The 10,220-nt window shown below is 77.1% G+C and carries 9 protein-coding genes and 1 pseudogene; 1 reads left to right on the top strand and 9 read right to left on the bottom strand.

The annotated features are described in order from the left end of the window. A pseudogene (locus WCS02_RS13190) lies at nucleotides 1-321 on the bottom strand (hypothetical protein); the annotation flags it as partial. 143 nt (nucleotides 322-464) lie between these two features. Here WCS02_RS13190 and WCS02_RS13195 point away from each other — a divergent pair. Next, nucleotides 465-2,246 (top strand): GGDEF domain-containing protein, encoded by a 1,782-nt coding sequence (locus WCS02_RS13195; protein ID WP_340293977.1) that lies wholly within the window; start codon nucleotides 465-467, stop codon nucleotides 2,244-2,246. A gap of 56 nt (nucleotides 2,247-2,302) precedes the next feature. Here WCS02_RS13195 and ccsB read toward each other — a convergent pair whose 3' ends face one another. From ccsB to hemB, 8 genes are all read right to left on the bottom strand, one after another. Next, nucleotides 2,303-3,364 (bottom strand): c-type cytochrome biogenesis protein CcsB, encoded by a 1,062-nt coding sequence (ccsB, locus tag WCS02_RS13200; protein ID WP_340293979.1) that lies wholly within the window; start codon nucleotides 3,362-3,364, stop codon nucleotides 2,303-2,305. Next, on the bottom strand, nucleotides 3,361-5,019 hold the full coding sequence (gene resB / locus WCS02_RS13205; protein ID WP_340293981.1) for a cytochrome c biogenesis protein ResB: 1,659 nt from the start codon (nucleotides 5,017-5,019) through the stop codon (nucleotides 3,361-3,363). Before resB ends, ccsB begins: the two co-directional genes overlap by 4 nt. After that, nucleotides 5,016-5,909 (bottom strand): cytochrome c biogenesis CcdA family protein, encoded by an 894-nt coding sequence (locus tag WCS02_RS13210; protein WP_340293983.1) that lies wholly within the window; start codon nucleotides 5,907-5,909, stop codon nucleotides 5,016-5,018. The genes resB and WCS02_RS13210 overlap by 4 nt, the downstream gene beginning before the upstream one ends. Continuing rightward, complete coding sequence (locus WCS02_RS13215; protein ID WP_340293985.1) at nucleotides 5,906-6,520, bottom strand: TlpA family protein disulfide reductase; 615 nt, start codon at nucleotides 6,518-6,520, stop codon at nucleotides 5,906-5,908. The genes WCS02_RS13210 and WCS02_RS13215 overlap by 4 nt, the downstream gene beginning before the upstream one ends. Before the next feature lie 2 nt (nucleotides 6,521-6,522). Further along, nucleotides 6,523-7,137 carry a histidine phosphatase family protein gene (locus WCS02_RS13220; protein WP_340293987.1) on the bottom strand — a complete coding sequence of 205 codons (615 nt, stop codon included), beginning with the start codon at nucleotides 7,135-7,137 and terminating at the stop codon, nucleotides 6,523-6,525. Next, entirely contained in the window at nucleotides 7,134-8,546 is a 1,413-nt protein-coding gene (gene hemL, locus WCS02_RS13225; RefSeq protein WP_340293989.1) for a glutamate-1-semialdehyde 2,1-aminomutase, read from the bottom strand. Before hemL ends, WCS02_RS13220 begins: the two co-directional genes overlap by 4 nt. Before the next feature lie 49 nt (nucleotides 8,547-8,595). Then, the gene (locus WCS02_RS13230) at nucleotides 8,596-9,054 is read right to left on the bottom strand and encodes a MarR family winged helix-turn-helix transcriptional regulator (RefSeq protein WP_340293991.1); all 459 of its coding nucleotides are present in this window, start codon (nucleotides 9,052-9,054) and stop codon (nucleotides 8,596-8,598) included. A gap of 74 nt (nucleotides 9,055-9,128) precedes the next feature. Continuing rightward, complete coding sequence (gene hemB / locus WCS02_RS13235) at nucleotides 9,129-10,139, bottom strand: porphobilinogen synthase (RefSeq protein ID WP_340293993.1); 1,011 nt, start codon at nucleotides 10,137-10,139, stop codon at nucleotides 9,129-9,131. Nucleotides 10,140-10,220 lie beyond the last annotated feature (81 nt).

Raw genomic sequence — 10,220 nt, forward strand, 5'->3', positions numbered from 1 at the left:
CGCGCGGCGGCAGGCCTCGAGGGCGTCGGCGGCGTCGGCGTGGCTGGCCCCGCGGCCGCGGCCGAGGACGTGGGCGTGGGCGTCGGGCCGGACGACCTGGAACTCCTCGCCGCCGCCCTGCCTGCGGACGCCGCCGATCGTCATGGGCAGGTCGGCGACCTCGCCGAGGGTGGTCTCCAGCGCCGCCACCAGGCCGGCGCGCTCGGGCGAGCCGGGGGCGTAGCCGAGGACGGGCTCGTTGACCGGCGGGGGCGGGGAGGTGGTGGCGTCGAAGCCCCCTCCGGGTGCTGCTGGCGGCGGGGGGACGGCGGCTCCTGTCATGGCAGGACGGTACGCGCCCGACCGGGTGGACCCGCCTCCCCGCCGGGACCGGTCCGGGTGCGGTGCGGCGTGGTCGGAGGGCGGTGCGGCGGCGGGCTGGGCATACTCGCGCGGGACGACCCCACCGACCGGAGGTGACCCCCGTGCCGAGCGTGCCCGGGACCGCCCCCTCCCGCGAGCCCTCCCCCGGCGACCCTGCGCCCGAGCCCGACCCCGACCGCGACGCCGCTGTCGGCGCCGCGCCGGACCGGCCGGACCTGGCGGAGCTCGCCGCGCTCGTCGACCACGACCCGGCGCTGGCCGAGGAACGGCTCGGCGAGGCCCTGGCACCCCTGCTGCCGGACGGCTCGGCCGACGCGACGCTCGACGCGACCTCGGCGCGCCTCGACGCCGGGTCCCGCACGGTCGCGGCCCACCTGCTCGTCCTGCGGGCGCGCGCCCGGCACTTCCGCCGGGACCTCGCCGCCCACGACGACACCCGGGCGGCGCTGCGGCTGCTCGACGCCGAGCACGAGCCGCTGCTGGCCGCGCAGGCGCTCAACATGCACGCCATCTCCTCCGGCTACCTGGGCGACCTCCACGCCCAGCTGCGCTGCCTGGACCGGGGCCTGGAGGCGCTGCTGCGCGCCGAGGGCGCCGAGGCCCTGCGGCTGCGCTCGATCATGCGCCACAACCTCGCCGTGGCCCTGTACGACCTCGGTGACGCCCGCGGCGCCCTCGGCCTGCTCGCCGACGCCCGCCGGGAGTCCGAGGTGACCGGCCACCCGCGCCAGCGCGAGTGGATCCTCATGACCTCGGTCGCGGCGGCGTCGTTCCTGCTGCGCGGGTACGAGGGGCAGGCGCCCGTCGAGGGCGACGAGCGCGAGGAGCTGCTCGCCGAGGTCCACGCCTGGACCGCCGAGGCGGTCGAGGCCGCCGAGCAGGCGGTGGTCGTCGGCGAGGGGATGGCCAACCGGCGCGGCGCCTCGTGGTGCCTGGCGCGCGACGCGCAGCTGCGCGGCGAGCTCGACGAGGCGCTGCGGCACGCCCGCGCGGCGGTGGTGCTCGTGAGCAGCATCGGCGAGATCGACGTCCTGGCCCGGGCGCGCGCGCTGCTGGCGGAGATCCTCATGGACCTCGACCGGCTCGACGAGGCCGAGGACATCCTCGTCGAGGCGACCGGCGCGACGGACCGGCTGGGCTCGGTCACCAGCGTCATGGTCTGGCACATGCTCGCCGCCTGCCGGGAGCGCCGCGGCGACCTGGTGGGCGCGCTGGCGGCGATGCGCCGCTACGTCACCGCGGTGACGGCCAGCCGGGACCTGCAGGTGCACTCCACGGCCGCGGTCAACGCCGCCCGGCTGCGCCGCGAGGAGGTCGAGCGCGAGCGGGACTCGTGGCGGCGCACGTCGGAGGAGGAGCGGCGGGCCGCCCGGGTCGACGCGCTCACCGGCATCGAGAACCGGCGCGCGTTCACCGACGCCATGACCGGCCACGCGGAGCGGGGTGCGCGGCTCGCGCTCGCCATCGTCGACCTCGACCACTTCAAGGACGTCAACGACCGGTTCGGCCACGTCGTCGGCGACGAGGTCCTGGTCCGGGTGGCCCGCGCCATGACGGCCGCCGCGGACGGGACCGGGGCGGGGCTGTACCGGGTGGGGGGCGAGGAGTTCGTCCTCGCCGTCCCCGTCGACGGCCTGGACGACGACGCCGTGGTCGGCCTCGTCGAGCGGGTGCGGACCGCGGTCGCGGCCGTCGACATGTCCGACGTCTCGCTGCCGCTGCGCGACGAGGTGCCGGTGACGCTGCGGGTCACCGCCTCGGCCGGGCTCGTCGTCGGGGAGCCGGTGCAGGCGGCGTCACCCGCGGGCGACCTGCTGCGCGCGGCGGACCGGCGGCTCTACCAGGCCAAGGAGGCCGGCAGGGACCGGCTCGTCGGCCCCTGACCGCCGCGGCACCCGGGGGCACCGCTCCGGCGACGTGCGCGGGCGCTCAGCGCCGGTCAGAGCGCGTAGGAGTGGTTGCCGACGAACAGGTAGTTGACGCCGAGGAAGTTGAACAGCAGGCAGGCGAAGCCGAGCACGGCGATCCACGCCGAGCGCGGGCCGGCCCACCCGGCGGTGGCGCGGGCGTGCAGGTAGGCCGCGTAGACGACCCAGATGACGAACGACCAGACCTCCTTGGGGTCCCAGCCCCAGTAGCGGCCCCACGCCTCGGCGGCCCAGATGGCGCCCGCGACGACGGTGAAGGTCCACAGCACGAAGGCCACGGCGTGCAGCTGGAACGACGTCTGCTCGAGCTGGCGGGCGGACGGGACGCGCTGCAGCAGCCGGCTCGGCTCCCCGCCGGCGGCGACGAGCGCGTCCTGGCGGTGCTGGACCAGCTGGACGACGGCCAGGGAGAAGCCGATGGTGAGCAGCGCCGAGGCGAGGAACGCGATGGAGACGTGGACGACGAGCCAGCTGCTCTGCAGCGCCGGCGACAGGGCGCTGGCCTCGGTGTAGAAGAACGATGTCGCGACCATGAGGGTGAGCAGCACCGGCACGACGACGAACGAGCCCAGCCAGCCCCACCGGGCGCGGTCGCGGAGCAGGACGAGGTAGACGACGCTGACGACCGCGGCGCCGCTCACGGCGAACTCGTAGGCGTCGCTCCACGGCACCCGCTGGACCGAGGCGCCGCGCGCGACGAGCGCCGCGACGTGCAGCAGGGTCGCGAGGACGAAGACGGTGGACCCGATGCCGAGGGCCCGCCGGCCGGGGGTGGCCGCGGCGGTACCGCTGCCCTGCGCGGTCGACGCAGCCGTCGACCCAGCGGTGGATCCCGCACCGCCCGCGCCGACCAGGGCCTCCTCGCGCACGGCGCCCCGGGTGCGGCGCCCGCCGGCCAGGTCGACCGCGAAGGCGACGAGCGCCACCGCGTAGGCCGCCATCGCCGAGTACACGAGGCCGTCGCTGATGCCGGCGAGGGCGGGGTCCGCGGGGGTGCCGCCGATCCCGCCAGGACCCGCTCCCAGGGTCAGCCCGGTCAGCCCGGTCGTCAGCCCGGTCAGGACAGCGCTCATCGGTCTCCGCTCATCGGTCGGTCGGTCGCCGCGGCGAGGACCCGGTCGACCTCGGTCTCCAGGCCTGCGTCACGGCTGCGGGACAGCGCCCCGACCTGCACCACGGTACGCCCGCCGGTGCCGCCCGCCGGGCCCGGGTGGCCGTCCGCGGCGGCCGGGGACAGGCGCACCCACACCCTCCGGCGGGGCAGGAAAAGGCTCACCGTGAGGCCGACGATGGCCAGCACCGCCGCGACGAGCGCGAGCGGTCCGGACGGGTCGGCACGCACCTGGAACGCGGCGAAGCGGGGCAGGTCGGCGAAAGTCACGCTGCCGAGCCCGTCGGGCAGCTCGACGGTCTGGCCGGGCTCGAGGACGAGCACGAGCGGACGGCCGTCCTCGTCCTCCACCTGCTCCATGGCGGAGGTGTCGAGCTCGTACACCGACTGGCCGCTGCCGTCACCGAGGCCGATGTCGCCGGTCCAGGCGGTGAGCACGAGGCGGGGCACGCGGGCGTCGGGGAAGAGCGACACCTGCTCCCCGGCCGGGTCGACGGCGGCGGTCGGCAGGAAGAGGCCGGTGAGCCCGATGTCCTCCCCGCCGGGCACGGGCGCCTTGACGACGCCGCGGGAGGTGTACGAGGAGTCCTCCGGCAGGAACGGGGCGGCGCCGTCGGCGCGCAGCTCGCCGTCGGCGTCGCGGACCTCGACGACCGGTGCGTAGCCGTTGCCGGTGAGGAACACCCTGCTGCCGGCGACCTCGAGCGGGCTGTTGACGCGGACCGTCGCCTCGCGCGGCGGTGCGTCGGGGTCCTCGCGGTAGACGACGTCGGCGGCGAAGTCTCGCGGCGAGCCGATCTCGCTGACCTGGGTCTCCTCGAACGCGACGTCGAGGGAGTCCAGCCGGAACGAGAACGGCGGCAGGGCCGAGCTGTCGAACCGGGCGCCGGGGGTGATGGAGTCGTAGGCGGGGACGACGTTGCTGAACGACCCGCCCTCCACGACGAGCGCCTCGCCGCGGTAGGCGTACAGCGACCCGGTGGCCAGGGCGAGCAGCACGCCGATGAGGCTCACGTGGAACAGCAGGTTGCCGGTCTCGCGCAGCCGGCCGGTCTCCGCGGCGAGCGACAGGCCGCCGCCGGGCTCGTCGTGGCGGTCGACGACGTGCCCCAGCCAGGGACCGCCGCCGGGGCCGCGCCGGCGCAGGGCCCGCTCGACCCGGTCGGCGACGACGCCGAGGGGCTCGTCGACCTTGGCGGCCGCGTGGCCGGGCAGGCGCTCGAGGCGGCGGGGGGTGGCGGGCGGGCGGCGGCGCCACTCCCGGGCGTGCACCCGGGCGCGCGGCACGATGCAGCCGACCAGGCTGACGAACAGCAGCAGGTACACCGCGGCGAACCACGGCGAGGCGTAGACGTCGAAGAAGCCGAGCCGGTCCAGCCACTCCCCCGTCGACGGGTTCTCGGCCAGGTACGCCGTCACCGCGCCGCGGTCCACGGCGCGCTGCGGGAACAGCGAGCCCGGGATGGTGGCGACCGCGAGCAGGAGCAGCAGGACGAGGGCGGTCCGCATGCTCGTCAGCTGCCGCCAGAGCCAGCGCAGCGACCCGGCCGTGCCGAGCGCGGGCGGCAGCGGCGCGTCGCCGGGGGCCTGCTCGCGGGGGCGCGTCGCGGTGCTCACAGCAGCACCGGGAACCGGCTGACCGGCCCGCGCAGGGCCTCGACGAGCAGGTCCCAGACGCCGGTGAGCAGCAGCACGCCGACCACGACGAGGAGCACGCCGCCGGCGGTGGTGACCAGCCGGCGGTGGCGGCGCAGCGGCTCCAGCGCGCGCAGGCCCCGGGCGTAGGCGACGGAGACCAGGACGAACGGCAGCCCGAGGCCGACGCAGTAGGCCGCGGCGAGCAGGGCCCCGCGGCCGGCCCCGCCGTCGGTGTAGGCGAGCGCGACGACGGCGGCCAGGGTCGGGCCGACGCAGGGCACCCAGCCGACGCCGAACGCCGCGCCGAGCAGCGGGGCGCCGGCGAGGCCGACCGCGGGCCGCCACCGGGGCCGCAGCTCGGTGCGCAGCAGCGGGACGGCGCCGACGAAGACCAGGCCCATGAGGACGGCGACGACGCCGGCGACGACGTCGACGGTGCGGCCCTGCGGCAGGACCGCACCGGCGAGCCCGGCGACCGAGCCGAGGGCGACGAACACGGCGCTGAAGCCGGCGACGAACAGGACGGTGCCGGTCACCAGGCGGGCCGTGGGGACGGTGGCGGGGTCGGCGAGCACCGCGGTCCGCGCCGGCGCCGAGACGGTCCGCCCGCCCGCCCCGGAGGCCGTCCCCGCCGCGCCCGTGGTGACCGCGCCGCCTGCGGGCTGCGCGGGGCCGGCCAGACCGGACACGTAGGCGAGGTAGCCGGGCACCAGCGGCAGCACGCACGGCGAGGCGAACGAGACCAGCCCGGCGGCCGCGGCGAGGGGCACGGCGAGCAGCAGCGAGCCGTCGAGCACCGTCTGCGCGGCGACCGACGCGCCGACGGCGGCGGGCAGGACGCCCGCGACGAGGCCCGCCGCCGCGCTCACGGCGTGCCCTGCGCCGGGGTGCCGACGACGTCCTCGACGACGGCGACGAGCGTGGCCCGGCTGACCCGCCCGAGCAGGCGCGCGGCCACGCGGCCCTCCTCGTCGAGCACGAGGGTGGCGGGGACGGTGTTGGGCGGGACGTCGGAGGCCAGCCGGAGCAGCAGCTCGCTGTCGGGGTCGTGCAGGCTCGGCCAGCCGATGCCGTACTCCTCCTCGAACCCGGTCGCGGCGACGGTCGAGCGGTCGCGGATGTTGATGCCGACGAAGCGGGCACCGAGGCCGGCGAGCTCGCCCTCGGCCGCGACCAGGTCGGGCGCCTCGGCGTGGCACGGCCCGCACCAGGAGCCCCACACGTTGAGGACGACCGGGGCGCCGCGCAGGTCGGCCACGTCCAGCTCCTCGCCGTCGACGGTGGGCCCCTCGAGGCCCTGGACCGGCTCGCCCCGCTCGGCGGCCGGCACGACCTGGACGGTGGAGTCGCCGGAGACGAACGCGTCACCCGCCTCGTCGCGCAGGCCGGGGACGCCGGCCTCGCCGGAGGAGCCGCAGCCCGCGAGCAGCAGCGCCGCCACGGCGAGCGCGGCGGCCCCGCGCGGGGAGGAGGTCCGCACGCTCACACCCCCGCCGCCGGCTCGCGGTACCCGACGCCGACCAGCGTGGTGCCGTCGTAGTGCAGCGACGTCACCGAGGCCAGGCCGCACTGCCGGGTGCGCGGGTCGTGCCAGAGCCGCCGGCCCTCGACCGCCGACCGGGCGGTCCAGATCGGCAGCTGGTGGGAGACGCAGACGACCTCGCGGCCGGGCGCCAGGTCGCGGGCGTCGGCGACCGCGGCCAGCATCCGGGCGGCGACCTGCGTGTACGGCTCGCCCCACGACGGCAGGAACGGGTTCCACAGGTGCCGCCAGCTGCCGGGGCTGCCGAGCGAGCGCCGGTCGACGAGCCGGCCCTCGAAGACGTTGCTGCTCTCGACGAGCCGGGCGTCGGTGCGGACCTGCAGGCCCAGCGCCTCCGCGAGCGGCCGCGCGGTCTGCTGCGCCCGCTCCAGCGGGGAGCACACCATCGCGGCGACGTCGCGGCCGGACAGGTCGGCGGCGACGGCCTGCGCCATCCGCTCGCCCCGTTCCGACAGCCGGTACCCGGGCAGGCGGCCGTAGAGCACCTTCCCGGGGTTGTGGACCTCGCCGTGGCGGACGAGGTGGACGACGGTGCGGGTCGCCGGCGTGCTCACGTGCCCTCCCCCGGAGGGGTGCCGGCGGCCGCGGCGGAGCCGGCCCGGCCCTCGGCGGCCTCGGCGGCGGCGCGGGCGGCGACGGGGAGCGCGGCGAGCACCTGCCCGACGGCCTCGTCGCCGTGCGAGGCGGAGACGAACCAGGACTCGAACGCCGACGGGGGCAGGTGCACCCCCTCGTCGAGCATGGCGTGGAAGAACGCGCGGAAGGCGGCCTCGTCCTGGGTGCGGGCGGTGCCGTAGTCGTCGACCCGTCCGTCGACGCCTTCGGTGAGGAACACGCTGAACATGCTGCCCGCCCGCTGGACGACGTGGGGCAGGCCGACCGCGTCGAACGCCTCGTCGACCGCGCCGCTGACCGTGGCCGCCACCTCGTCGACGCGGGCGTAGACCGCGGCGTCCGCCAGGCGCAGGGTCGTCAGCCCGGCGGTGACGGCGACGGGGTTCCCGCTCAGCGTACCCGCCTGGTAGACCGGGCCGAGCGGGGCCAGGTGCTCCATGACGTCGGCGCGGCCGCCGAACGCCGCGACCGGGAAGCCGCCGCCCAGGACCTTGCCGAAGGTGAACAGGTCCGGGGCGGCGGGGGCCGCGGCGTCGGCCTGCTCGAGCGCGTGCCAGCCGCCCGGCGAGACCCGGAACCCGGTCATCACCTCGTCGTAGACCAGGAGCGCGCCGTGCGCGGCGGTGAGCTCCCGCATGAGCCGCGCGAACCCCGGCCGGGGCGGGACGACGCCCATGTTGCCGGCGGCGGCCTCGGTGATGAGGCAGGCGATCCGGTCGCCGTGCTCGGCGAACACCGCGCGCAGGGCGGCCTCGTCGTTGTAGGGGACGACGAGGGTGTCGGCGGCCGAGGCGCCGGTGATGCCCGGGCTCGACGGCAGGCCGAAGGTCGCCAGCCCCGACCCGGCCTGGGCCAGGAGCGCGTCGACGTGGCCGTGGTAGTGCCCGGCGAACTTGACGACCGCAGGACGGCCGGTGAAGCCGCGGGCCAGCCGGACGGCGCTCATCGTCGCCTCGGTGCCGGAGTTCACCAGCCGCAGCATCTGCACCGCGGGGACCCGGCGCACGACCTCCTCGGCGAGCTCGACCTCGAGCTCGGTGGGGGCGCCGAAGGAGAAGCCGTCGCCGGCGACGCGGCGGACGGCCTCGAGCACGTCGGGGTGGGTGTGGCCCAGCAGCATCGGGCCCCAGGAGCACACCAGGTCCACGTAGCGGGTGCCGTCGGCGTCGGTCAGCCAGGGCCCGCGCGCCGACGCCATGAAGCGGGGGGTCCCGCCGACGGCACGGAACGCCCGGACCGGGGAGTTCACGCCGCCGGGCACGACGGCCGACCCGCGGGCCAGCAGGGCCTCCGAGTGGGCGGTGGTCCCGGGCGTCCGGGCGACCGGGGGGGCGTGGGTGTCCGTCACGCCACCAGTGTCCCAAGCCCGCGGGGGTCCGGCGTGCGCGGGGGGTGGCTCAGCCGCGGCCGCGGATCCGGTCGCGGACCTTCGCCATCGCGGCCCCAAGGGCGAGGAACTCCTCGCGCTCCAACGGGTCGACGAGGCGCTCGCGGACGGAGCCCACGTGGTGCGGGGCGGCCTCGACCAGCGCGGCCGCGCCGGCTTCGGTCATGCTGCAGCGGACGCCGCGCTTGTCCTCCAGGCACGGCTCGCGGCGCACCAGGCCGCGGGCCTCCATCCGGCTCACGGTGTGGGTGAGCCGGGAGCGGGAGTGCAGGACCAGCTGGGCGAGCTCGCTCATCCGCAGCGACCGGCTCTCCTGCTCCGACAGCTGGACGAGGATGTCGTACTCGCTGAAGGTGAGACCGACGGCGAGCAGGTCGCGGCCGAGCGCCTCGTCGAGCAGCTGCGACCCCTCGAGCCACGCACGCCACGCGGCCTGCTGCTCCTGGTCGAGCCACTCACCCCGGGTCACGGCCCGCAGCGTATCGTCGCGGGCCCCCGCGGGGGGCGGGGACGCGCTCCCACGGACGGCCCCCCGGGGGGCTCTCACCCCTGCAGCGCGCGGGCGACGTCGAGCGCGGAGTACGTGAGGACGACGTCGGCGCCGGCGCGGCGGATCGACAGCAGGCTCTCCATGACCGCCCGGTCCCGGTCGATCCAGCCGTTCGCGGCCGCGGCGGCGACCATCGCGTACTCGCCGGAGACCTGGTACGCGGCGACCGGGACGGGGCTGGCGTCGGCGACCTGGCGCAGCACGTCGAGGTAGGGCAGGGCCGGCTTGACCATGACCATGTCGGCGCCCTCCTCCACGTCCAGCGACACCTCGAGCAGCGACTCCCGCGCGCCGGCCGGGTCCTGCTGGTAGGTGGTCCGGTCGCCGGTGAGCGTGGACTCCACCGCCTCGCGGAACGGCCCGTAGAAGGCCGAGGCGTACTTGGCCGCGTAGGCGACGATCCCGGTGTCCTGGCGCCCGGCCTCGTCGAGGGTGCGCCGGACCACGCCCACCTGGCCGTCCATCATCCCGCTCGTGCCGAGCAGGTGGACGCCCGCCGCGGCCTGGGCCAGGGCGGCCGAGGCGTAGCGCTCGAGCGTGGCGTCGTTGTCGACCCGGCCCCGGTCGTCCAGGACGCCGCAGTGGCCGTGGTCGGTGAACTCGTCCAGGCAGAGGTCGGCCATGAGGACGGTGCGGTCGCCGACGGCCTCGGCCAGGTCGGCGAGCGCGACGTTGAGGATGCCGTCGGGGTCGTCGATGCCGCTGCCGGTGGCGTCCCGGACGGCCGGCACGCCGAAGACCATGATCCCACCGACGCCGGCGTCGACGGCCTCGCGGGCCAGCGCGACGAGCGAGCCCCGGGAGTGCTGCCGGACGCCGGGCAGGCTCGTGATGTCGCGGGGGGCGTCCAGGCCCTCGCGGACGAAGACCGGCAGGACGAGGTCGGCCGGGTGCAGCCGGGTCTCGGCGACCAGCCGGCGCAGCGGGGCGCTGGCCCTCAGCCGTCGCGGCCGGCGGGCGGGGAAGCCGCCGGCCGACGACGGGAGGGACGTCACCGGGCTCATCGGCTGACCGGCGGGCCCACCGGCACGCTCACCGGGCGCGCCGGCGTGCGGCCGGGCCCCGCTGGGACGGGCGCGCCCACT

The sequence above is a fragment of the Aquipuribacter hungaricus genome (genome assembly GCF_037860755.1).
Taxonomy (GTDB): Bacteria; Actinomycetota; Actinomycetes; order Actinomycetales; family JBBAYJ01; genus Aquipuribacter; species Aquipuribacter hungaricus.